Genomic DNA, 23,168 nt, shown 5'->3' on the forward strand with positions numbered 1-23,168 from the left:
GAACCATTTACCCCCCCCCTATTTCATTGAAATCCAACAACTTATCGCGGTAATGCTCGTATTGCTTTTTTCTTAACTCAATTTCTTTGGAAAGTTCGCTGATGATGGCGGTATTTTTTTCCGTGAGCTCATCCAAAATGCGCACAATCTCTCTCTGAATTTCCAAAGACTTTTCAGGATTTTCAGGGCAGGGAATTGGCATTTTCTTTAATGAAAAATTACTAATCCATTGTCGTTTATGGTCTCCATCAGAAGAATCTATTGGTAATGAATTGAGCCAATAATAAAAATATTTTAATGAAATAATAGAGTCATCAATTGGTAATAAAATTTTCATTGCAGATGATTTTGCTTTAAAATCGAAATCTACCCATTTATTTGCTGTTGTAAAGTCATCGAAAATTATTACTGGTGACTTTGACGCTTCATATATACCCGTATCTTCGCTAGTATAGCCCAAAATAAATGTTTTACCAGCAGTTAACACAGGTGTACTAAAAGTTGGATGATAATTTTTAGTTCTCACCAAATAATTTGTTGGTTGCAAATAGTCAATATACTCACCAACTGTCCTCATTTGAACATCAACTCCCTCCAATAATTTTTCTAAAATACTCATTTTTTACGGCTTGCTTTTTTTGCAGTTTTTTCCAGATCTGCTATGGTTTCCAAATAATTTTTTTCTACCGCACTGAGGGTTTTGGCTTTGTATTTCCGGTATTCCCGCTCCGCCTTTTCCTTGGCTTGTGCGTGGGAAATGCTTCCGGCGTTATCCAGGACTTTTCTTCCTGCAGATTGCAGGATATTATCCAACTCGGTTACAAAATCTGCCATACGCATTTCACGTTCTTCAATGGCGCTGAGTTCTGCCAAATCAAAATACGCTGCCACCAAATTGTTCAGCACTCTAAGTTCTTTTTCTTCCAGGAAATTTTTAGCAATCATGGCTTCGGCTTTGGTTGGTTCCTCCGCTTTAAAATTAGTAAGTCCGGCAAAAGGTTTGTTGCTGTCTACCCGCATATAAATTACTTCACTCGCAGTATTGCCATGTGCCGCATAATGCAGTTTGTTCTGCACCATTTTAAAAAATGCCAAACTTTCATCGCTCTTAGGGTCGTAGTCCGTAGCCGTAGCATACAAATCCAGGACTTGCCGGTACATCACTTTCTCGCTGGAGCGGATATCCCGAATCCGGTTTAATAATTCTTTCCAGTAATTCCCGCCTCCAAGATTTTTCAGCCGATCATCGTCCATCGCAAAGCCTTTCACAATGTACTCTTTTAATCTTTGGGTTGCCCACTGGCGAAAACGGGTCGCTATTTTGGAATTGATACGGTACCCCAATGCAATAACCATATCCAGATTATAATAGTCCAATTCACGGGAAACCTCTCTACCACCTTCCTGCTGAACTGTTCGGATTTTCCGAACAGTTGCTTCCTGGTTCAATTCTTCATCTCCAAAAATATTTTTAATGTGTTCACTCACTGTCGATTTTGAAGTTTGATACAACTCTACCAACTGTTTTTGAGTCATCCAAACGGTTTCATCTTCAAGCTGGACATTAATTTTGGTAAGGCCATCGTCTGTTATATATAATATAATTTCGCTCATCCTCCAATTTCTTTTATGATTAGATCAATCTCGGCACGAAGCGTATTGATTTTGGCTACGGTTTCTGCAACCTCGGCCTTTAACTCATCAATATTTATTTTCTCTCGCGTGTCCTTGGCTTCTACATAAGAACTCACGGAAAGGTTGTAGTCGTTTTCCGCAATCTTCGCATTGTCTATCGTCGTTGCTACATTCGCCACTTCTTCCTTGGTATCAAAAATTTCTATAATTCGGGCGACATGGTGGTCTTCCAAAATATTATTATTCGTAATTTTTTTAAAGAAGTCTTCGCCACTGGCGTCAATAAACTGGGTTCTGGTATCGGTTTTATGTTTGGAAAGCACCAAAATAGTCACGGAAATAGAGGTGCCGTAAAACAGATTGGAAGGCAACGCAATAATGGTTTCCACAAAATTATTGTCCACCAGGTATTTTCTGATTTTCTGTTCTGCACCACCACGGTAAAATATTCCCGGAAAGCAGACGATGGCTGCTCTTCCTTTTGCCGAAAGATAATTGAGCGCGTGGAGCACAAAAGCAAAATCTGCCTTGGATTTTGGAGCAAGGACTCCGGCAGGCGCAAAACGGTCGTCATTAATTAAGGTTGGATCGTCGTTACCCACCCAGTTAACAGAATACGGCGGGTTAGAAACGATGGCGTCAAATGGTTTATCATTCAAAAAGTGGGGTTCCGTTAAGGTATTTCCCAGCGCAATATCAAATTTATCGTAATTGATGTTGTGCAAGAACATATTCATACGGGCCAGGTTATAAGTGGTATGGTTGATTTCCTGCCCGAAAAACCCTTCTTCTATAATATGGTCGTCAAACTGTTTCTTGGCCTGCAAAAGCAAGGATCCGGAACCAACTGCGGGATCGTAGATTTTGTTCACTTTATCCTGCCTGTGCATGGCGAGTTGGGCAATTAGCCGCGAAACATTCTGCGGCGTGAAAAATTCGCCACCTGATTTACCTGCATTTGCGGCATAGTTGTTAATAAGGTATTCGTAAGCGTCGCCAAATAAATCGATATGGTTGTCTTCAAAATTACCGAAAGGAAGTTCGCTTACGCCATTCAGAACCGATGCAAGACGCTTGTTTTTCTCATCTACCGTGTTGCCCAATCTTGTGCTGGTGGTATCAAAATCAGCAAATAAACCCTTAATATCCTGTTCTGAAGCATAGCCAGATGCAGAATTTTCTATAGATTCAAAAATTGATTTTAATTCAGTATTGAGATTTTCATTGTCTTTCGCTTTCGCCACTACATTGGCGAATAACTGACTGGGATAGATGAAGTAGCCTTTGGTTTTTACGGCATCTTCTTTTATATCTACCGTGATAATATCGTCTGAAAGTTCAGCATAATTGATCTCATCATCTCCGCCTTCCATATAATTAGCAAAATTTTCGCTAATAAAACGGTAGAACAAAGTTCCGAGAACAAATTGCTTAAAATCCCAACCATCCACGGAACCTCGCACCTCGTTGGCAATTTTCCATATTTGGTTTCGCAGCTGGGTCTTTTGTATAGTGCTTGTCATTTAGTTTTTAGTCGTATTTTTTTGTGCATTCCGGTTGTACCGTTAACGCAAATTTTCCGTAATTTTCAAAATTAAGGAAATTAAATTTCTTAGGTAGCATTTAGTATCCTCGCAGTGAAGAAAACAAAATGTCCAGTTTTTTAATTAAAAAACTGGACAAACAACACTTGATTTACCTACTCTCATACCCCTCCTTAAACTTCAAGAACTTTTCTGCGTCTTTGGGATTTTTCTGCATCCATTTGTTCATCAGCGTGGTATTGTGTTCCAGCTGTTTTACTTGCTCTGTTTCATAGATCGCCTTGTTTTCATTCTTGATCTCCTTGAGGATTTCCTCTCGAACCTCGGTCTTGGTGCGGATGCTTTCGCGGTACCAGTTTTTTCCGAGATAAACAGTTGCTGTTAAAATAAAAAATGCAACCAGCAATAGAGCCAGGATTCCGAAAAACCAATATTTAACAGTATCTGATTTCTGATGGAATCTAAGGCTCAGCAGGATAGGCCTCAAAGCAAAAATTTAATATTGCCCATCGCAAATTTATCCGTATACAAGGCTGTTAGCCTTATCCAACCATTTTTTTATCCAAATAAAAAAACCGCCAGCCATAGCGGCAGGCGGCGATATAGTCATAAAAAATTTCAATGCGAAAGCATCTCAGCCGGGATATTCTGCTCAGGGATCCCGATGCTGGAGATGCCCACATCCAGCACCTGCCCCATATAGTCCTCGAAGTATAGCACCTCTATTTTGTGGTAACCTTTCTCCAGCGCCACTATGCCCTCTTTGCGCTGAGCGCTGTGTCCGCCATCGTTATCTACAATGGTTTGGCCATCTATTTTAATAACGGAGCCGTCGTCAGAGTAGCTGTAAAATTTATAAAAAGCAGTCTCGGGAATGCGGATATACCCGCTAAAGGACAGGGCAAAGTGGTCTTCTGCGGCGGCATTCTCAAGGTCTATTTTAGTTGCAGTACCGCTTTTCAGTTCTTTCAGGTTCCCAATTTCCTTTACCGATTTTATTTTTCCTTCGTAATAACTGTAATGCAGGCCTTCATTACTTGGTTTCACATTCTGCGCTTTCAGAACTTTGGTTTTTTCGCTAATTTCCGAAAGCCCGGACGGGAAACTGTAAGGAAATTTCCTGCCGGAAGGCAGCGACAGATAGGATGAAAAAGCAAACTGATCTTCTTTTAAAGTTATCACTCTGCCGCCCTGCTCCAGCCTGCCGTAGCCATCGTTGCCGGTCTTCGCACCGTAGCCAAGCGCAACCCCGCGGTAGCTTCCGATATAATTGTTATCGTGGTCGTGCCCGCAGAAAACGCCAATTACATCCTTGCGCTCCAGTATAGCGGCCATCAAGCCACTGTTTACCGCCGCCGAAGATACATCTTCATTTGCCTCTCCCACTTTTGCCGGGTCCTTCGCCACCACCGCGAATTCCGGCAACGGGATATGGAAGAACATCAGCGCGGGCAAAGTTTTCCCCGCAGATTTTTCAATCCGTTCGCTTTCTTCAGCGTACCAGGAAATTTGGTCGCGCTTAATCCACGCATAGTTGCCAAGCTTAGGGTTGCGGGTGTAATCCCCGCTGTCTAAGAAATAAAGCGTAGCGGCCGGTTTGTTGGTTTTTGAAGAATGCACCGGGAGCGAGAAATTTGCAACGCCTGCCACAGAGCCCTTTTCACCAACAAAATGCGGGAAAGTTTTCAGAAAATCAAAAGATTGTGCATTGGTCCAGTCCTGCTCGGCATCGTGGTTTCCGAAGACCAAAGTCCACGGCACGCCTGCCTCCTCTATGATTTTGCCAAGGTTTCTCCAGCCGTCCCTCATCGGGATACAGTTGACATTATCGCCATCCAGCACGATGAAATCAGGCTTTTCAGCCGCTATTATCCTGCGGAGGGTTTCCGTAGTTTTATTGGTATATTTCGGCTCATTGCTCCAGTGTATGTCCGTAAACTGGAGGATTTTAAGCTCACCATCAGAATTAAATTTCAACTGATTTTTCTGCGCGTACGCCATTGCTACGGCAGAAAGCAACAATGCAAAAAAGAATTTTTTCATGGTTTAATATTTAGCGCGTTCAAGATTTTATAAAAAACTGCGGTATTTTCATAAAAACCGACAAACCGCTCTGCCCCGGAGCCATAGGCGAAAACGGATACCGGCAGCGCGGTGTGGTCGTTGGTGCTCTGCTGAGCAAATATGCGCCCAGTTTTCAGATCTCCATCCAGCAGCGTGACGCCGCCGGTTTCGTGGTCGCTTATTACGATTACGAGGGTTTCCCTGTTCTCGTCAGCGAATCGCATCGCCCTGCCCACTGCCTCGTCAAAATCGAGCAGCTCATCCACCATTTTGCCGAATTCATTGGAATGCAGATTGATATCCGTGCGGGAAGCTTCTGCCATTATAAAAAAACCCTTTTTATTCCGGCTTAAAACTTTTAGAGTTTTTTCAAAAGTATTAATAAGCCAGTTGCCGCGCTCGGCGAAATTTTTTGAAGCCAAGGGATCCATTATCAATGCTCTTTCCCCTTGAAAATCCGCAATTTCGGAATTACTGAAGATGTTAATTTTTTGAGATTTAAATTTTTCCCTCTCCGCCTCGGAAAGTTCCACTGCCGGTGCGCCGGCGAGGATTTTCACTCCGGAATCCGCGAACTGCTGAAGGATCGCACGGCTGTCGTCCCGGTTGTCCGTATGCGCGTAGAAGTCTGCAGGCGTGGCATCTGTAACATCGCCCGTGGAGATGAGCCCGCTCACGATTCCTTTTTCTTTCAAAATTTCCGGCAAAAGGCGCAGCGGCTTGCCCTGAGGATCTACCCCTACGAAATTATTATTGGTCTTTACCCCGGAGGAAAACGCCGTGGACCCGGGCGCAGAATCCGTGACAAAAGCATTGGCAGAGTTGGTTTTGGAGATCCCGGTGTAAGGCATTCTAAAAATATTCAGGCTGCCGCGGTTGGCTGTGTATGCCGCGTAAAGCTGAGGGAGCGCCACGCCGTCGGCAATCATTAAAACGACATTCTTAGCCCGTGTTTTAAATTTGGGAAACTTCGGGTGGTAAGCCTCAAAGGAAGTATGGCTGCGGTACTCATTCTTTGGAATTTGGTTGAGGAAGGCTGCCAGCTCGGGGATTTTGTCGGTATTGATGAAATCCGCGCCTGCATCCATAAGGTTTACCCAGGCATTCGCAAAATCCGGCGCACCCCAGAAGCGGATGGCCTTGCCCTGCAGATGCGCCTGCCGAACAGCTTCCCGCACTTTCGCCGATTCCTCATCCCGCATAATGCCCTTACCATTCCATTTGGTATAATCCCTGAGCGGCGCACTGAACATGCCCACCCTTCTCAGCTGATCGGGCGAGTATTCTTTCGTTAAATCTCCGTCAAAAAAAAGATATTCAGGGTAATTTTTGAACTCTGAAGGCTGCGGCACATTGCCCGTAATGATGAGTTTCACAGTTTTATTCTGTATAATAATCTGATACTTAGAATCCAGCAGGCGCACCAGCGCGGGCAATTCTGATCTGTAATCGCTCTTCATTTCTATGAAAAGTATCAGCTTCTCCATTTTATCTGCGCGGATGCTGCCATTGTTTTCGCGGAGTAAGACGGCGATGGGCTCCAGGTAAAGCTTCTCAAGGGTACGATCTGAAGTGAGCTCGTGCGGGTCGTGGCCAATCAAAAGCTGATTGTTTTGGTAAAACACATCTGCCTCAATGGAGCCAAAACCCGCATAATAGGCCGTCCAGAAAGGTATGGGCTGATGATAATCGTTGTGGGAATGCGCATTCCGCACGGAATAATCGGAAAAATTTTGCGCAGAAAATTCTGCGCAAAATCCTGAAACCAAAAATATAAAGAAAAATAGTTTTTTCATGACCCTACAACCCTTACCAGCCCTCGTTTTGTTTGATGATACCTTTACTGTTTGTGATCACGCGCTGCGGCACCGCCCACACATTATGCACACTCGGGTTGAATGTTCTTGCCGGCCATACTACTTTTCCATCCACCCCGTGGAGTGGTTTGGCGTAGGCCGCCTGAGCATCGCCCCAGCGTACAAGGTCGCGGTGACGGTCTGCCCATTCCCCGGCAAGTTCGCATCTGCGCTCGTGTTTCAGGTCTGCCATTGTGGCATTGATTTTGGGAGATAGCCCTGCTCTGCGACGGATCATATTAATTTCTGCATCCGCATTTTTTCCTTGTTTAAGTAGTGCCTCGGCCTTTATGAGGATTACTTCTGCATATCTCATGATGGGTACGGCGAGGTCTGTATTGGGATAGTTTCCATCGGGGCTTACATGGCCGGATTTCAGATCATATTTGAAGGCATCCATGTACTTATTAAACTGATAGCCACTCAGTGAGTTCGTGGAAGAATATGTGCGTTCTTTGCCGTTGAACATAAATTTGTCTCCTGGCTTCAGTATGGTGACTTCTCTTCTCTCATCTCCCGGCTCAAATTCATCATAAAGTTCCTTGGTGGGCTGAAAATAGCCCCAGCCATTATATTCGCCCCAGCCTTTGTTCTCCAGCATTACCCCGGGCAAGATGCTGCCCCACGCCCCGAACCCAGGAGTGGAAGGTACGGAGTGGATGTACTCGGAGCCATAGTTGTTTTCTGCTTTAAATACATCGGCATATTTTGGGAGAAGGGCTCGCTTGCCATCAGTCATTACCTTTCCGGCCCAATATTCAGCATTTTTCCAGTCTTCCATGAAAAGGTAAGTTTTAGCGAGAAGCGCCATCGCGGCCACTTTATGAGGGCGGCCATAATCGGTAGCCGGCAGAGCCTCCTGCGCCGGGAGCAGGTCTACTGCTCGTTTCAGGTCTCGGACGATCATGTTGTAGTTTTCCATCACATTTGCGGCACGCGGGATGGCTTCCAGCGATGCCTCAGCTGTGGGATCTACTATCGGCACGCCGGCTTTGCTGTTGCCGTAGTTTGATGCAAGTTCAAAATACATCCTGGAGCTCATAAAAAGCGCCTCTCCGAGATATTTGTTTTTAACCTCCTGACTTGTCTGAATCCGGTCGATATTTTTAATAATCTGGTTTGCACGGAATATTATCGTATAGCGCATATCCCATTGCTTTTCCAGATCACCGGCGCCGATGTAGGCGCTGCTGAAGTTTTTAGCATTATCTGCCTCGCCCTTGGAGCGGCCTGTAATCATATCATCAGATGCGTTGATGTACCAAAACAAGCCTCTACCGTAGAATTCAGAATCGTAGATCAGGCGGTACATTGCATTGGCACCGGTAATCAGATCGTATTCGGTATTCCAGAAGGTAGCCTCTGTGGGCGGCCCTTGGGGGGCGATGTCCAGCTCCCTGTCGCAGGATGTAAGAGAAATTGCTAAGAAAGATGCGGCAATTATTTTATTCCAGTTTTTCATATTTAGTTTTATTTTTTAAAGTCCAACATTTAACCCGAAGAGAACGGTGCGCGCCTGTGGATAGCGGCCAATATCAATACCATAGTTATTCATCCCCACTTCAGGATCGAAGCCTTTGTAGTTTGTAAAGGTCACAAGGTTATCTGCCGTGATGTAAATTCTGACTGATTTGATGTCGATCATCTCGGTGTATTTCAGCGGGAGCGTGTAGCCCACGGTAAGGTTTTTCAGGCGGAGATAATCTCCTTTCTCAATGTAGAAATCCGACACGCGGGAGTAGTTCCCGGAAGGGTCGCCAATCGCCAGGCGAGGGATAGAGGCGCCGGTATTGTTTGGCGTCCAGGCGTTGAGGATATCTGTATCCATATTGTAATTCTGTCCTGTACCGCCCGGGTTCAGGGTGATGAATTTCAGCCCGTTGAAAATCTTGCTGCCGTACACCCCCTGGAAGAATGCGTTGATGTCGAAGCCTTTATAGCTAAAATTAGCGCTGAAGCCGTAGTTGAGTTTAGGATAAGGATTCCCGAGGTAAACCATATCATCGTTGTTCAGCCTGCCGGTATTGCCTTCTTTTTTAAGGAATTTAATGTCGCCGGGCTTCGCATTCGGCTGGATCAGGACACCATTGGCATCCTTGTAATTATTGATTTCCTCCTGAGACTGGAAGAGACCCGCAGTTTTATAACCGTAGAATGAGTACAAAGCGTCGCCCACGACTACTCTGGTAGGATATAGCACGCCGCGGACACTGTTGTTCATCGAAATCTGCTGTACCGGCATTTCCTTCACCTTGTTCTGAAGGTGGCTCAGGTTGGCATTAAAGCTGTAAAAAATCTCTCTTCCGCGCGGTCCCTGAAAGTTGAGGCCGATCTCGTATCCTTTATCCTCAAAAAGCCCCGCGTTTATGAAGGTGGTCTTGTAACCCGCCGTGATCGGCAAAGGCACTTCAAAAATCTGGTCTTTGGATTTTTTGATGAAATAATCTGCGGTGAGCGTCAGGCGGCCGTTCAGGAAGCCCATATCGATACCGAAGTTAGTCTGCTCAGATTTACCCCATTTCAAATTAGGGTTGGGGTATACACTTGGGAAGTATGCTACATTCGGCTGAGGGTCCTGGCCAAATATGATGTAATTTTCCCTCCTCATTACTGGATTTACAGCGTCATACGATATGCCCCCGAGATTCCCCAGCACACCATAGCTCGCACGCAATTTAAAATCCCTCATCCAGCTTACATTCTCAAAGAAGCTCTCCCTGCCAAGGCCCCATGCCCCGGAAACAGCGTAGTAGTTTTCATAACGGTTATCTTTAGATACCATAGAGGATCCGTCGCGGCGGCCCAGCAAGCTTATAATGTATCTGCTTCTATAATCGTAATTCACACGGCCAAGCAGCGATGTGAGCGCATCAGAATATTTATAGCTGGATACATTTTTATTATCATTGGCATTTACCAGATATTGGTAGTTTGGATGCTCATTTCTAAAATCCTCCCCCCTTGCTGAGAAGCCATCTGATATGTTTTTCTGGAATGTATAGCCTACCGTAGCATCAATAGTATGACCGCTGAATGTTTTTTTATAGCTTAGAATCTGTTCGGCAAGGCTGCTGGACATGTTGCTGGAATTCTGCTCAAGCCTGTTAAAGTCGAATATCTTTCCAACCTCTAACACACGGTGCGTGAATTCCTTGCTGTCTGCCAGGCGGAAGGTTTGTGAAAAGTTTGAACGGAATTTCAGCCCGTCCAGCAGGGAGATCTCAACATAAGGATTGATAAGAATCTCGTGGGTTGGGTTTTTATAGGTAAGTCTTTTCAGGTAGGCCACGGGGTTGATCATATCGCCGTAGCTCCCTGCCACGCTGATCGGCAGGCCGGAGAAATTTCCGTTCTGATCATAGACAGGAACATTCGACGGGTAATACATTGCTGCGAGAATAGCGCCCGTATAGCCGCTGGCCGTGTTAGCCGAATTGCCGTCAGAAAAATGATAATACATATTTTCGCCGATTTTCAGCCAATCATTTACCGTGTGGTCGGAATTTACCCGGAAGCTATACCTTTTAGCCTGGGTGTTGTCTAAAATTCCCTCCATAGAGCGGTGGTTCATACCAACGAAGAAACGAGAGCTGTCCCCACCGCCCGTCAGGTTTATATTGTACTCCTGAGTAACACCCGTGCGAAATATTTCCTCCACCCAGTCAGTTCTCGTAATAGCGCCATCAGGATATTTAGCAGGATCAAAAGCATCTGGAACCGCCTTGCCTTCATTCTGGTAGGCCTGCGTCATCACGCTCTGGAATTCAGAAGCATTTAGGGAATGCCTAAGTTTCCATGCCTTGGAAATCCCATATTTAGCATCCAGCTCTACATTTAGAGCGCCTCTTTTGCCCTGTTTCGTGCTAATAAGAACCACACCACCGGAAGCCCGCGCTCCATAGATGGCGGCAGAGGCGTCCTTCAGCACAGAGATGGATTCAACATCATTCGGGTTAATGTTCGGCGTACCTTCGAAAACTACGCCATCTACCACATACAGGGGAGCCTCACCATTGATGCCCCCCAAGCCGCGGATATTTACGCGCGGTGAGGAAGTCGGATCACCGCCCTCATTGATCACAGTGACGCCGGGTGCCTTCCCCTGAAGTGCAGAACCTACTCCTGAGAGCGATCTGGAGCCGATTTTATCCAGCTCTACCTGAGATACCGCGTTCGAAACTTTGGATTTCCTCTGGCTGCCATATCCGACTACCACCACCTCTTCGATTGTTTTCGCTCTGAGGCTGTCTGCCGTCTGAGCCGCCAAGGTTCCGATGCACAGCAGCGAAACCGGGATGAATAGTTTGTTCATAAAGATTTGCTCAAGATTTTCATTGCAAAATTATATCGGCAAAAACCTATTTTGAGCGAATATCATATTAATAAATTATTAAATTAATCGGCTGTTTTTTTTACATATTTGTTAAGTTTTGAAAGAAAATGACATTTATCATAAACATTATGATTCCAGTTTAAGAGATTGCAATCCACAAAAAAATCCGTCTCATAACTTGATGAGATGGATTTTTTTTGTAAGAGGACTTTTAATTCTTGAGGTAAAGACATGTTTGAAGGCGGCCTTTTAGGCCACTTTCTTCCTTAGGTTGTGTGCAAGAGCGTGTAATCCGAACTCTATTTCAACTTTTTTGAGGGATTTTAGTGTAAACCTTCTAAACTGGTGGGCGTGTTTCATGTGGGCGAAGACGGCTTCCACGTCATAGCAGCGCCGTTTGCGTTTCCTGATGCCTTCGTCGCTTTTAAGGAGTTCCCGGACTTTTTCCCTGTGCCGCTCCAGATTGTGGTTGCGCTCCAGACTTCGGTTGTTTTTCGAGCCGTGGCACATGCTGCGTATCGGGCAGCCTTCGCAGTTTTTTTGCCTGGTAGTGCGAAAGTTTTTGCTCAAAGCCGTTCTTGGTTCTCCTGCTGCTTTCGTGGGTTTTCTCCATCCGCTGTCCCATCGGGCAGACATAAAAATCCATTTCTTCGTTGTAGTGAAGGTTTTCCTTGCTGAAGGTTTTATGTTTCTGCTGGTAGTTCTGGTCCTGTTCCTTGTCGAAGGTGTTGTACTTTACATAGGCTTCAATGCCGCCCTGCTCAAGATATTCGTAGTTTTCCTCGCTGCCGTAGCCCGCATCTGTGGTGATGCTTTCAAGCCCGGCGAAAACTTCTTCTCCGTAAGTTTCTTTAAAACCCTCCAAATGATCAGGAAGCGTCGTGCTGTCGGTGGTCTGCTGGTGGATGCTGTAGTGCAGGATAAACTGGTTCTCGGTGGAGATCTGTGGATTGTACCCCGGCTTGAGCTGTCCGTTCCCCATATGGTCGTCCTTCATCCTCATGAAGGTGGCATCGGGATCGGTTTTGCTGTAGGAGCCTCTTTCGCCTAAAATCTCTTCCTGAAGTTTGTACTTCTCCAGGTTCTGTTCAAAATTATTTTTAATATAACGAAGTTTGGCTTTGGCTTTTGCTTTCCCCTTCTTGTCCGGGGTATCGCTGCCGCTGAGCTTTCTGTCGATACTTTCCACGGTTTCACGGATTTTCTCTTTGCTGATTTTGGTAAACTCCGGCGGCTCGGGATCCCTGTCCTCGGATGCGGCAATGTTTTGCGCGTAGGTCCAGAGTTCTTCCAGCTGCCGGAGCATCTTTGCTTTGTTGGTTTCTATAGATTTTTTCCACACAAAAGTATATTTTCCTGCCTGTGCCTCTATCTTGGTGCCATCCGTATACATTTCTTTCAGAGTAACGAGTCCTTCGTCTGCCAAAAGCAGGACGACCTGCCGAAAAATATCCTTGAAGGCATCCTGAAGGCGCTGGCTTCTGAAACGTGCAATGGTGTTATGGTCTACCATCTTCATTCCCGAAAGCCACATGAAGTTGACATTCTCGCGGACCAGCTTTTCAATCCTGCGGCTGGAATAGGTGTTTTCCATATAGGCGAAAACCATAATCTTGAGCATCATCTTCGGGTGGTAGCTCGGATTGCCTTCTTTTTTATAGGCTTTTAATAACGGTTCGATCTTTATCTTCTCAATGATATCGTTAACCACCCGAACCGGATGAGATTCCGGGATCAGGTCCTCAAAAGTTGGGGGAAACAAAAACAGCTGTGATTGATTATAGTCTTTGAAATTCATACATCGTATTGATTACCAGTACAATATACGAATTAATCTGAAAATAAACAACACTCTCTTGAAAAAAACCAAAAAAAAATCTGCCTCAGTTGTGAGACAGATTCAAATAATTTTTAGTCTACCTACTCTCATACCCCTCCTTAAACTTCAAGAACTTTTCTGCGTCTTTAGGATTTTTCTTCATCCATTTTTTCATCAGCGTGGTGTTATGTTCCAGCTGCTTTACCTGCTCGGTTTCATAAATCGCCTTGTTTTCATTCTTAATTTCGGAAAGTATTTCCTCCCGAACCTCGGTCTTGGTGCGGATGCTCTCTCGGTACCAGTTTTTTCCGAGATAAACAGTTGCTGTTAAAATAAAAAATGCAACCAGCAATATAGCCAGGATTCCGAAAAACCAATATTTAACAGTATCTGATTTCTGATGGAATTTTTCCAGATGCTTTATAACGTCCGGAGATAATTCTGCGATAATATTGTTGGGGATGGATTTGAGCAATTCCTGCCGTTTTAGATTTTCTTGATGTGCCAGTGCTTGGATTTTCTTTACATCCTCCTTGATGTCGCAGTACATGTGGAAAATCGCCTTCCCCGAAATTTCTACCGCCTTATTACTTTCTATGACGCGGTGCAAAAGTTCGATGCCTGCATCTTGTGAAGAATAATTTTCTGTATTCTCTTGGTTGTTAAATTCGTTGTTGTTCATTTTGTTTTTTTTTGATGTTTTTTTTAAAGACCTATCGCCTCCTTTTTCTCTTCCTCAGCAATTCGTCGTCAGCCGCCGGTGTGTAGCTCGGTTTGAGCAGTTCCTTCACGGCATTCTCAATCTCCTTGAGGGATGATTTTTCCGGATTTTTTATTTCGTTCGTTTGTGGATTACTCTGACTGAAAATTGCCGACTGGTGGCTTTCCGCATTCCAGTTTAGAATTTCTTTGATGTCCTTAATCTTCAGTTTACTGGTGATCTCCGACAGTTTGTAACCGGGATGATACTGCCTCTGGGTTTGGTCGTTTATGTCCTTTAATCTAACAATCCGCATCCCCGAAATACCGTCCTTCACATTCTGCGAGAGCGTCACTCTGTAACCGCATCTCCGCATATAATCCACCAAGTCGTCAAAATTTCTTGAGACCTTCAGACAGTTTTGCAGAACTTTCAGCATCTGCTGCTTTTTCTCTTTCCCTATTTCCACATCTGTTTTAAGGTTCATCTCTTTGCAGACATTTCTCACTGATTCACCGAAGCGCTTTCCGATATTGGCAGATTTTACCGTGCATTTACCATAAATATCTATGCGGTTCACGATGAAGTGGATATGTTTCTGCTTCGTGGAATTGTGGACATCCAGGACGACCTGGTTATTTTCCGTAAGTCCCACATCCTTCAATGATTTTAAAGCCAGTTCCTTCAACTCTTCGTTCGTCAGACTGTCGCCGACTTCCTTTGTTGGAGATATGTAACCCGTCAAAGCCCATTTCTTTACATTCGGATTTCTCTCGGCAATAAACTTCATTTCCGCAAACTGTTCCTCCGGTGTTGTTGAAAGCAGGTTGTTGGAATAAACACATTCCGCCGTGCCTTTGTCATTGCCGTTGTATTCAATCGCTATCTTACTGATCCTCCTCGTCGTTGCCGAATTGTTCATGCTTGATGATTTGTTGGTAGAGGTATTCCCGGATCAACCTCGTTGTGGTTTGAATTTCCTCAAGGATCTCTTTCTTGTTTTCAAACTCATTCCATTCTCTGTTCCGGAGCAGATTGGATATCCTTATAAAATTGTTGCCGTAATTCAACAGAACCGCGTCGGTTTGAAACTCGTTTATTTTGAGTTCTTTTTCGGTTGAAACCAGTCTTAAATATTTTGATATTTTGAGTTTGTAGAAGTCAGCCTCCTTTTGAATTTTCTCAAACTCTTTTTCGGTAAAACGAACTGAGACTACCTTCGAAAATTGGTTCGCCGTCTTCTTTTTCAAACCTCCCTTTCGACCAATTTCTCGGAACCGTTTCTTTCTTTTTTCTTCTGCAACCTTTGCAATTTGCTGCTCGGAAACCTGTCTGACAAACTGTTTTAAAAAGTCATTTTTCATCTTGTGTTTATTTTGTGTTTAATTTTTTTATGATTATAAATTACTGGCTTGAATTCCATTTCCAAACAAGTGTTTCCGACGACAGGAGGAAGCCAAAAAGCCCGATTTTTACGACAAGCCCCACGCTTGTTGTAAACATTGGGTACTTTTTGCACTAGACACATGGCAAGTTTTTACCCAGCCTTTTTAGAGCATTCCACCTGTGCTTATTTTGCGCAGGCCGGCTTGTATAAATCTTCATCTTTTTCTCCTGTAAATATTCTGGTTTTCCTCGGACTCGTGTATGGCTGTTTGATTTTTTTCAAGCTTATTTTCAAGCGTCTTTTCTTCCTGTGATATCAGGAAATCATTCAGATCTTGATGAGGGAAATATTCATTCGAGCGGTCATCTGCCTCCGGGAATATTTTCAAAATTGAATCCCTGCACTGTTCGCCGGCGCGGTCGTTATCCAGGTACATTTCGACAGATTTATAATTTCCAAAAAGCCCTGATGTCTTGTGAACCATGGCGACAGAATTCAGAATTAGATAGTCGGAAGGTGTCTTTTCCGGTTCTAAAATTTTAAGGGAGAGGTAGTCGGTAAATCCCTCGAAAACCTTGAGGTTTTCAGAATTATTTTTTATCGTGGTGATATCCTTTTTTCCAAGACAGATTTTGGAAAACCTGCTGCGGATCTCGTAGCCTCCCGAATCGTTTTTGAAACCCAGCCCAAAATATCTTTTGTCGTTAATCCGGTAGTGGACTTCGCTCAATGCCGATTTTTGTGACTCGAGTTTTCTTGATTTCAAATAATCTAACAATGCCGGATGACTAACTTCTTTTACTTCAAGAATCTCGTTTTTCTTTTCAGCAGTAATTGCTTCCGTCACACTCGGCTTTTTATAAGGAAAATCGAAACGAGAAAGATATTCCAACGCATCCGATACCGAGCATCGCTTAATGGCTTGGACGATGGAGACATTGTCGTACATCATTCCCGTTCCAAAGTCGAAGGCCGTATTTTTAGTAAAATTTACGACCAAGCTCGGTGTGCGCTCCTCGCGGTCTATCGCATGATAGAATGCGGATTTAGCGTTGTCTTTGCTCGGGAAAAGAGAAAAACTCTCAAGGACTTCCCGGATGCTGATATTTTCGTTAGCTTGTTTGCAGTTCATTTTTTGTGTTTTTTAAAGTTTATTTTTTTTATATCCAGTTATGTTTTTACCGTTTTTCCATACCTGCCTACCTAAATATTGAATATCAGTTAGTTATATCATTTTATAACTTACCTTGTTGTTACCTGTTAATTGGATCCCTTCTTTAACGATGGTAGTTTAGGTAAAAACTTAGCTATTTTATTACCTTGATAAAAATTTGAAAATGAGTTATGTAAGTCCACTTAGGTAAGTAGGTAGGATAAATTGAATGTCAAGGATTTAAACTTTCTTTCAGTCAATCTTTCTTCGGATCAGGTAGCCGTAAACCTGCAGTTTCGGATGCTTGATTCTTTCATACTTGAGCCTGGTGAGCGCCTTTCCGACCTTGATGTTGTTCAATCTTAAATTCAGGGCGTTGTTCATTGCCACAACGATGTCCGTCGCCGTAAGAAAGTCCTTGATGTCCTTCGATTTCTCGAAGTGTGCGGAAACGATTTCCTGCTCAAGTGAAAGCTGGGAAAACTGCTCGTTCCTCAGCTCATTAGCCTCTATGTCCGAGAGCGTCATTTCCGGTTGGTAATTTTTTCTTTCAAAAGCATTGTGGTACGCCTGCGCCCATACCTTGTCTATGTCTATTTCCTTGGAATAATTGAAGTCAATGCTTAAAACTTCGAAAACCAGCCACCTTACGCTTCCTGTCTCGTCGGTAAGGAAATCTGTTCTGTTGGTGGAGGCAACAAAGGAACATATCCTATCCATGTTCTCCGGCCTCCGTCCGTAAGGCACCCTTACTTTTGCGCCGCCCATCGAGATGAAGGATTTCAGCGTGTTGACATCCGATTTGGACAGGACGGCCAATTCGTCGGCATTGAGGATAAAGTTTTTGCAGATAGCGATGATGCCGTCCTTGTCCACTGTGACATTTTCGGAATAATAATCCCTGAGCCCGTCCGGGATGAGGAACCGCAGGAAGGTGGTTTTGCCCGTGTTCTGTTTGGAGCTTGCCAGCACGAGGCACTGCTTGTTGACATAGTCTTTCTTCAATGCGCAAAGCACGGCGCGGGTCAGCCACTTCTCGAGATGGTAGCGGAACGCTTCGCTGTCGTTGGTCCGAACAAATCCCGCCAGCTTCCGGATATGGTCTTCGCCGTCCCAGCCCGCGAGTTTTTTAAAGTATTCCGCTAACGGGTTGTATCTCTTTATCAGGTGGCTCCGTACGAGGATCTCCAACTTCTGCATGGTGATCTGCATCCCGGCCTGTACGAGTTCTATCAGCAGGGAGTTGATGTTTAGCTCTGTCCAGTCGTCCTTTCCCTTGAGCGATATTTCTATCTCCAGGGCGATGGCGTTAAAGCGAAGGTCATACTTGCTTTCAAGATACTTCATCACCATATCGAAAATGGTAGTGGTCTCGGAATCGGTTTGGTAGAGTTTAGGGGATTCGTCCATATTAAAGATGTTTTCTTCTATATGACTTTTCTGCATCTTCCTCGATTTCCAGAATAGTTTTTCTTTTGCCGGAAGAAATCCAAGCCATCAATTCATCTTCAAAAAAATAGAGTTTCTTACCATTTTTATAGCACGGAATTTTGCGCTCGCGAACCAGCGTATAGATTGTTGGCTTTGCCTTTCCGATAATTCTTGAGGCAGCCTCAATATCAATCGGAATTCTTTTTTCGGGTTCCGGAGCGGAATGCTGACTTTTAACAATCTGTTTGATTTCTGCAATTTGATCCGAAAGAAATGCAACTGCTTTCGGCAGGTTTTCAAATGAAATTTCTGTCTGTTCCATAATACTTGTTTTTGATTATTATGGCGCAAAGAAAAAAAGTGATTTCCCTGTGACGGCCGGAAACACCGGATCACAGGGAAATCACTTATAAATCACAAATTAATTGTGATTATTGATCACTATCGGGTTGTGTTAAGTCCTTTTTTATTTTGATTATACCTTTTCGTTCGTCATCTTTCAGGTGTTTTTTTATGCTTTCAACTTCGATATCCTTCAGTGTTTCCGCAAAAACGGTTTTTAAAAACACTGCTGTTTCTCTTTGATCGCGAATTCGGAAATGATTCCATAAGTTCCAGCCGAAATGAAATAAATCAAGACTCGTCAAATCATTAATTGGTACAGATTTTAAATTTTCAAAATCACCATTTTCAGCATACACCGAAACCGATTCGCAAAGGCTATCCAAATTTGCATCTGAAAGATAAAGCGCAAATTCTTCTCGAGTATAACTGAGCGCTATATTTTTCTTTTCTTCAGCAACTTTGGAAAGTGCTTCGGCTTTCACTGTACGAATTTCTTCAATTTTAATTAATGGTTCTTCCGTAGGTAATTCTAAGATTTCTTCTGGTTTCAGAATTTCTTCTGTTTCTAAAATTTCGGTAGAGTCGTCAAATTTTATTTGCTCTGAAATTACAGGTGAGTCTTCTATTTCGTTACTTTCGGTAATTTTTTTAGACCTTTTATTCTTTATTACCGAGTCTGAAACTTCGTTAAGAATAATCATAATTCCAGAATAGACAATAAATAAAACTGATACAACTGCCCACATAATTGCAGTACCTGTATAATCATCACCTCCCGAATCTATATAAATTTTCCTCGCAATAATACCTACAACGACGCAACCCACCAAGACAGATCCGTACTTTAGAACATTTTCAAAAAATTTAATATTCATCAGTCGACTTATTTGGAATTGAGGTTTAACTTTATTGCGTTTGCCGCCTTGTTTTTAGATTCATCCACCACTTTGGCGTAAACCTGCGTCGTTTTTACATTGGTATGACCTAACATTTTGCTGACGGTGTAAATATCAGTTCCATTGGCTAATTGTAAAGTGGCAAAGGTGTGGCGGAAATTATGGAAAGTAATATTTTTGGTAATTCCGGCGCTTTCAATCCATTTTTTCAGAGGTCGGGAAATCCACGCTGAATTTGGCAATCCTTCAAAGACTAAATCATCCGGCAGTTTTCTTTCGCCGCAAAGTTCTACTGCCTGTTCCGAAATGGGCATATATTCCACGCCTTTCGTTTTTTGCTGTGTAAAATGGATTTTTGGCAAGCCACTTTCAACACTGATTTCCTTCCATTTTAGTTTTTGAATATCGGATAAGCGAAGCCCTGTTAGTGCAGAAAATAATGCAGCGCGCCTTAACACATCACTATCGCAATCTGTTGAAGCAAGTTTGTTAAGTTCTTCAATCGTCAAATATTCCCTTCTTGATTCTTCGTCAGCAATACCTTTTATTTTAGCAGAAATTTCCGATAAAAAATATCCATCTACGAACGCTTGCCTTAGCGCTGCTTTAAAAATTGAGAAATAAGTGCCGGCACTGTTTTTAGAAAGTGTGCCTTGTTTATTTCCACCTCGTGGGGCGGTCAAAAGATAGTTTTTAAAATTCTCGCAAAACTTAATGTCAATCTTGTAAAACGGAATAATTTCACCTCCAAACTCAGTCAAAAAGTGAATGACGCGCTCCCAGTTAATTCTGATAGATTCAGAACTGTTTCTGTGGCGTTTTTTAATTAAACCTTCGAAGTACTTAACAAAATTTTCTTCTGACTTTTCTTTCTGTTCCGCCTGAAATTTATCAAGTTCGCTGTAGAGTTCCACAGTATCAAATTCTCTTTGGCGTAGCTTCCGAAGGGAATCTGCATAAATCATGGTTTCTTGGTCGGTTTTGCTTTTGCAAACAATAATTCCATTATCATCCCTTTTGGGTTTATAGGATACCGAATCTTCCTTTGTTCGCGCAGGTCTATTCTTGTCGAAGACCACCGTGGTAACACTGCGGTTCACATATTCCCGGATTCTCTGTAGATTCTTCTTTCCCGGAACACTCACTGGATAACTTTCAAGATAAATATACCATTCCTTGCGAAACTCTGCCTTACGAAGGCGCACAGTGACTTTGGTTTTAAGCAGTTTTTTCATTTGCCAGCAAAAATTTCATCAATTAAAATCTTAGGAACATATACAAAACTTCCAACCTTTTTAGTCGGAACCTTATATCGCTTAATTGCGTTATTAACAGTGACCGGATCCGCATAAAATTTCGCGCAGATTTGCGAAATTGTATAGCATTCGCCAACTTCAAATTTGGGTTTTTCTTTCTTTTGCTCGACGGGGATTTTTACAGCCGTAAATAATGCTTCCAAATCTGACCTTTTTACGCGGGTTAATCTTATTCCAAGATTTTGTCCTGTAATCAGTCCTCTTTTAATCATTCTGTGAATAGTATCTTTTGAAATTCCAAACATTACTGTTGCTTCGGAAACAGAAATAAATTCACGAGTTTGAGTTTCCGCAATCTTGTTAGAATATTTCTGAAGTAAACCTTCGGTTTCTTTTTGAATTTTCTCCTGTCTCTTCCGTTCTTTCCCTGCTTTATTCGCACAAGAAGAAGAACAAAAACGAGTAGTAACTGTCTTAGCTTCAAATGGTTTCGAACATTGTTCGCATACTCTCGGTATCTTTAATTTGCTAAATCCCATTATAATAATTCTCCCTGAATTTTTGTGTTACTTTTCAACTGAAAATATAATAAGGCGCATAAGACGCACATTATATCCAAATAAGGCGCGATACAAATGTGATACAAATATATGATAAAAATCAATTAAAATCGACAATTATTTAAAATGGGCTAAAATTAAAAATCGCCGTAAACAAATAGTTTACAGCGATTTAGTAATTAATAATTATCGTTTGTTACTTTCCCTACTTGACTTCTTCGAAATCAGCATCCTGAACATCATCCGCTCCGGCTGCATTGCCTCCAGGATTACCCTGGCCTGCATCTGCGCCCGGCTGCGCCTGGGCCTGTGCGTTGTACAGTTCTTCAGAAGCTGCCATCCATGCAGCATCCAAGGCTTCGGTTTTGGTTTTTACAGAATCCACATCTTTGGCTTCAAAGGCGGTTTTCAGTTCTGCAACTGCTGTTTCGATGCCTGCTTTTTTGTCTGCAGAAAGTTTATCACCGAATTCTTTAAGCTGCTTTTCAGTCTGGAAGATCAGTCCGTCAGCTTTGTTGAAAGCTTCCACTTCTTCTTTTTTCTTCACGTCGGCAGCTGCATTTTCTTCAGCCTCACGCTTCATTCTTTCGATTTCTTCATCAGAAAGTCCTGAAGATGCCTGGATCTTGATTGACTGTTCCTTACCTGTTCCTTTATCTTTCGCAGAAACACTCAAAATACCGTTCGCATCGATATCGAAGGTTACTTCAATTTGTGGAACTCCTCTTGGTGCCGGTGGAATATCAGTAAGGTCGAATCTACCGATTTCTTTGTTATCGTTGAACATCGGTCTTTCACCCTGCCCTACTCTGATGCTTACTGCCGGCTGGTTGTCGCTTGCAGTAGAGAAAACTTCAGATTTTTTGGTTGGAATAGTCGTGTTAGCTTCAATCAGTTTTGTGAAAACAGAACCCATGGTTTCGATACCCAGTGAAAGTGGCGTTACGTCTAACAATAATACGTCTTTCACATCACCGGTCAGTACACCACCTTGAATTGCAGCACCTACAGCCACCACTTCATCCGGGTTTACACCTTTTGAAGGCTTTTTACCGAAGAATTTCTCAACTTCTTCCTGGATGATTGGGATTCTCGTAGAACCACCCACTAAAATCACCTCATCAATATCTGAAGTGGAAAGACCGGCATCAGCCAATGCTTTTTTACATGGTTCCATCGAGCGTCTTACCAGATCTTCAGAAAGCTGTTCGAATTTTGCTCTTGTTAAAGTTTTCACCAGGTGTTTTGGCCCTGTAGCGGTAGCCGTTATATATGGCAAGTTGATTTCCGTCTGTGTAGATGCAGAAAGTTCAATTTTTGCTTTCTCTGCGGCTTCTTTCAATCGTTGTAACGCGATGGCATCTGTTTTCAAATCCACCCCTTCTTCAGTCTGGAATTCGGAAGCCAGCCAGTTGATAATCACATCATCGAAATCGTCACCACCAAGGTGTGTATCACCGTTTGTTGACAATACTTCGAAAACGCCGTCACCCAAATCAAGGATCGAGATATCGAAAGTACCGCCACCTAAGTCATAAACTGCAATTTTCTGGTCTTTCTGTTTTTTATCCAAACCGTAAGCTAGTGCAGCCGCAGTGGGTTCGTTGATAATTCTTTCCACTTTCAAACCTGCAATTTCTCCCGCTTCTTTCGTGGCCTGTCTCTGCGCATCGTTAAAGTAAGCCGGGACGGTGATTACTGCTCTGTTTACTTCCTGGCCCAAGTAATCTTCAGCTGTTTTCTTCATTTTCTGAAGGATCATCGCCGAAATTTCCTGTGGTGTATATTCTCTGTCGTCGATTTTTACTTTTACGGTATCATTCGGTCCCGAAACCACAGCGTAAGGAACTCTTGCCACTTCCAAAGCATCATCTTTGAAGTGTGTACCGATAAATCTTTTGATTGAATAAACGGTATTGTGAGGATTGGTTACCGCCTGTCTTTTAGCCGGGTCGCCCACAAGTCTTTCTCCGTCTTTTGTAAATGCTACCACCGAAGGTGTTGTTCTCTTACCTTCAGAGTTCGGGATCACAACCGGATCTTTCCCTTCCATTACAGAAACGCAGGAGTTGGTTGTCCCTAAGTCAATTCCAATTATTTTGCTCATAATATTATATGTTTTTATTTCTAAAACTGTTTGCGAAGGTTTTCTCCAATACTATACCACGCAAACTTTTGTGACAAATTGA

General features: G+C 43.2%; 18 protein-coding genes and 1 pseudogene. All 19 read right to left on the reverse strand.

Going from position 1 to position 23,168, the window contains the following annotated elements; translation table 11 throughout:
* Window positions 1-7: 7 nt before the first annotated feature.
* Window positions 8-619 (reverse strand): restriction endonuclease subunit S, encoded by a 612-nt coding sequence (locus tag CKV81_RS13580; RefSeq protein ID WP_157727368.1) that lies wholly within the window; start codon window positions 617-619, stop codon window positions 8-10.
* Window positions 616-1,614, reverse strand: coding sequence for a virulence RhuM family protein (locus CKV81_RS05050; protein WP_095071053.1), 999 nt, complete (start codon window positions 1,612-1,614; stop codon window positions 616-618). Before CKV81_RS05050 ends, CKV81_RS13580 begins: the two co-directional genes overlap by 4 nt.
* On the reverse strand, window positions 1,611-3,158 hold the full coding sequence (locus CKV81_RS05055; RefSeq protein ID WP_095071055.1) for a type I restriction-modification system subunit M: 1,548 nt from the start codon (window positions 3,156-3,158) through the stop codon (window positions 1,611-1,613). Before CKV81_RS05055 ends, CKV81_RS05050 begins: the two co-directional genes overlap by 4 nt.
* A 172-nt stretch (window positions 3,159-3,330) precedes the next feature.
* Window positions 3,331-3,666 (reverse strand): hypothetical protein, encoded by a 336-nt coding sequence (locus CKV81_RS05060; RefSeq protein ID WP_095071057.1) that lies wholly within the window; start codon window positions 3,664-3,666, stop codon window positions 3,331-3,333.
* A 131-nt stretch (window positions 3,667-3,797) separates the two neighbouring features.
* Window positions 3,798-5,222 carry a metallophosphoesterase gene (locus CKV81_RS05065; RefSeq protein ID WP_095071059.1) on the reverse strand — a complete coding sequence of 475 codons (1,425 nt, stop codon included), beginning with the start codon at window positions 5,220-5,222 and terminating at the stop codon, window positions 3,798-3,800.
* Complete coding sequence (locus tag CKV81_RS05070) at window positions 5,219-7,039, reverse strand: alkaline phosphatase (protein ID WP_095071060.1); 1,821 nt, start codon at window positions 7,037-7,039, stop codon at window positions 5,219-5,221. The genes CKV81_RS05065 and CKV81_RS05070 overlap by 4 nt, the downstream gene beginning before the upstream one ends.
* A 13-nt stretch (window positions 7,040-7,052) precedes the next feature.
* Window positions 7,053-8,561: a RagB/SusD family nutrient uptake outer membrane protein gene (locus CKV81_RS05075; RefSeq protein ID WP_095071062.1), complete on the reverse strand. Its 1,509-nt coding sequence runs from the start codon at window positions 8,559-8,561 to the stop codon at window positions 7,053-7,055.
* Between the two features lie 15 nt (window positions 8,562-8,576).
* Complete coding sequence (locus CKV81_RS05080; protein ID WP_095071064.1) at window positions 8,577-11,411, reverse strand: SusC/RagA family TonB-linked outer membrane protein; 2,835 nt, start codon at window positions 11,409-11,411, stop codon at window positions 8,577-8,579.
* A 270-nt stretch (window positions 11,412-11,681) separates the two neighbouring features.
* Window positions 11,682-13,230: pseudogene (locus CKV81_RS05085) on the reverse strand (IS1182 family transposase).
* A 118-nt stretch (window positions 13,231-13,348) separates the two neighbouring features.
* Complete coding sequence (locus tag CKV81_RS05090) at window positions 13,349-13,933, reverse strand: hypothetical protein (RefSeq protein ID WP_095071066.1); 585 nt, start codon at window positions 13,931-13,933, stop codon at window positions 13,349-13,351.
* Window positions 13,934-13,964: 31 nt separating this feature from the next.
* Window positions 13,965-14,873 (reverse strand): relaxase/mobilization nuclease domain-containing protein, encoded by a 909-nt coding sequence (locus CKV81_RS05095; protein WP_095071068.1) that lies wholly within the window; start codon window positions 14,871-14,873, stop codon window positions 13,965-13,967.
* The gene (locus CKV81_RS05100) at window positions 14,839-15,315 is read right to left on the reverse strand and encodes a plasmid mobilization protein (protein ID WP_095071070.1); all 477 of its coding nucleotides are present in this window, start codon (window positions 15,313-15,315) and stop codon (window positions 14,839-14,841) included. The genes CKV81_RS05095 and CKV81_RS05100 overlap by 35 nt, the downstream gene beginning before the upstream one ends.
* A 237-nt stretch (window positions 15,316-15,552) precedes the next feature.
* Window positions 15,553-16,470: a toprim domain-containing protein gene (locus CKV81_RS05105; protein ID WP_095071072.1), complete on the reverse strand. Its 918-nt coding sequence runs from the start codon at window positions 16,468-16,470 to the stop codon at window positions 15,553-15,555.
* A 273-nt stretch (window positions 16,471-16,743) separates the two neighbouring features.
* Complete coding sequence (locus tag CKV81_RS05110; protein WP_239284122.1) at window positions 16,744-17,937, reverse strand: virulence-associated E family protein; 1,194 nt, start codon at window positions 17,935-17,937, stop codon at window positions 16,744-16,746.
* Entirely contained in the window at window positions 17,903-18,244 is a 342-nt protein-coding gene (locus tag CKV81_RS05115) for a helix-turn-helix domain-containing protein (RefSeq protein WP_095071076.1), read from the reverse strand. The genes CKV81_RS05110 and CKV81_RS05115 overlap by 35 nt, the downstream gene beginning before the upstream one ends.
* 109 nt (window positions 18,245-18,353) lie before the next feature.
* The gene (locus CKV81_RS05120; protein WP_157727369.1) at window positions 18,354-19,142 is read right to left on the reverse strand and encodes a hypothetical protein; all 789 of its coding nucleotides are present in this window, start codon (window positions 19,140-19,142) and stop codon (window positions 18,354-18,356) included.
* Between the two features lie 8 nt (window positions 19,143-19,150).
* Window positions 19,151-20,398 (reverse strand): site-specific integrase, encoded by a 1,248-nt coding sequence (locus tag CKV81_RS05125; RefSeq protein ID WP_095071080.1) that lies wholly within the window; start codon window positions 20,396-20,398, stop codon window positions 19,151-19,153.
* Window positions 20,395-20,958: a helix-turn-helix transcriptional regulator gene (locus CKV81_RS05130; protein ID WP_095071082.1), complete on the reverse strand. Its 564-nt coding sequence runs from the start codon at window positions 20,956-20,958 to the stop codon at window positions 20,395-20,397. Before CKV81_RS05130 ends, CKV81_RS05125 begins: the two co-directional genes overlap by 4 nt.
* 226 nt (window positions 20,959-21,184) lie before the next feature.
* Window positions 21,185-23,086 (reverse strand): molecular chaperone DnaK, encoded by a 1,902-nt coding sequence (dnaK, locus tag CKV81_RS05135; RefSeq protein WP_095071084.1) that lies wholly within the window; start codon window positions 23,084-23,086, stop codon window positions 21,185-21,187.
* Between the last annotated feature and the right edge of the window lie 82 nt (window positions 23,087-23,168).

It is taken from the genome of Chryseobacterium taklimakanense (assembly GCF_900187185.1).
Lineage (GTDB): Bacteria > Bacteroidota > Bacteroidia > Flavobacteriales > Weeksellaceae > Planobacterium > Planobacterium taklimakanense.

Excerpts from the sequence above, each read along its gene's own strand:
- CKV81_RS05055 (WP_095071055.1), bottom strand. The coding sequence starts at position 3,158 with ATGACAAGCACTATACAAAAGACCCAGCTGCGAAACCAAATATGGAAA.
- dnaK (WP_095071084.1), bottom strand. The coding sequence starts at position 23,086 with ATGAGCAAAATAATTGGAATTGACTTAGGGACAACCAACTCCTGCGTT.
- CKV81_RS05130 (WP_095071082.1), bottom strand. The coding sequence starts at position 20,958 with ATGGGATTTAGCAAATTAAAGATACCGAGAGTATGCGAACAATGTTCG.
- CKV81_RS05050 (WP_095071053.1), bottom strand. The coding sequence starts at position 1,614 with ATGAGCGAAATTATATTATATATAACAGACGATGGCCTTACCAAAATT.
- CKV81_RS05115 (WP_095071076.1), bottom strand. The coding sequence starts at position 18,244 with ATGGAACAGACAGAAATTTCATTTGAAAACCTGCCGAAAGCAGTTGCA.
- CKV81_RS05080 (WP_095071064.1), bottom strand. The coding sequence starts at position 11,411 with ATGAACAAACTATTCATCCCGGTTTCGCTGCTGTGCATCGGAACCTTG.
- CKV81_RS05090 (WP_095071066.1), bottom strand. The coding sequence starts at position 13,933 with ATGAACAACAACGAATTTAACAACCAAGAGAATACAGAAAATTATTCT.
- CKV81_RS05070 (WP_095071060.1), bottom strand. The coding sequence starts at position 7,039 with ATGAAAAAACTATTTTTCTTTATATTTTTGGTTTCAGGATTTTGCGCA.
- CKV81_RS05100 (WP_095071070.1), bottom strand. The coding sequence starts at position 15,315 with ATGAAAAATGACTTTTTAAAACAGTTTGTCAGACAGGTTTCCGAGCAG.
- CKV81_RS05125 (WP_095071080.1), bottom strand. The coding sequence starts at position 20,398 with ATGAAAAAACTGCTTAAAACCAAAGTCACTGTGCGCCTTCGTAAGGCA.
- CKV81_RS05065 (WP_095071059.1), bottom strand. The coding sequence starts at position 5,222 with ATGAAAAAATTCTTTTTTGCATTGTTGCTTTCTGCCGTAGCAATGGCG.
- CKV81_RS05075 (WP_095071062.1), bottom strand. The coding sequence starts at position 8,561 with ATGAAAAACTGGAATAAAATAATTGCCGCATCTTTCTTAGCAATTTCT.
- CKV81_RS05105 (WP_095071072.1), bottom strand. The coding sequence starts at position 16,470 with ATGAACTGCAAACAAGCTAACGAAAATATCAGCATCCGGGAAGTCCTT.
- CKV81_RS05095 (WP_095071068.1), bottom strand. The coding sequence starts at position 14,873 with ATGAACAATTCGGCAACGACGAGGAGGATCAGTAAGATAGCGATTGAA.
- CKV81_RS05110 (WP_239284122.1), bottom strand. The coding sequence starts at position 17,937 with ATGCAGAAAAGTCATATAGAAGAAAACATCTTTAATATGGACGAATCC.
- CKV81_RS05120 (WP_157727369.1), bottom strand. The coding sequence starts at position 19,142 with ATGAATATTAAATTTTTTGAAAATGTTCTAAAGTACGGATCTGTCTTG.
- CKV81_RS13580 (WP_157727368.1), bottom strand. The coding sequence starts at position 619 with ATGAGTATTTTAGAAAAATTATTGGAGGGAGTTGATGTTCAAATGAGG.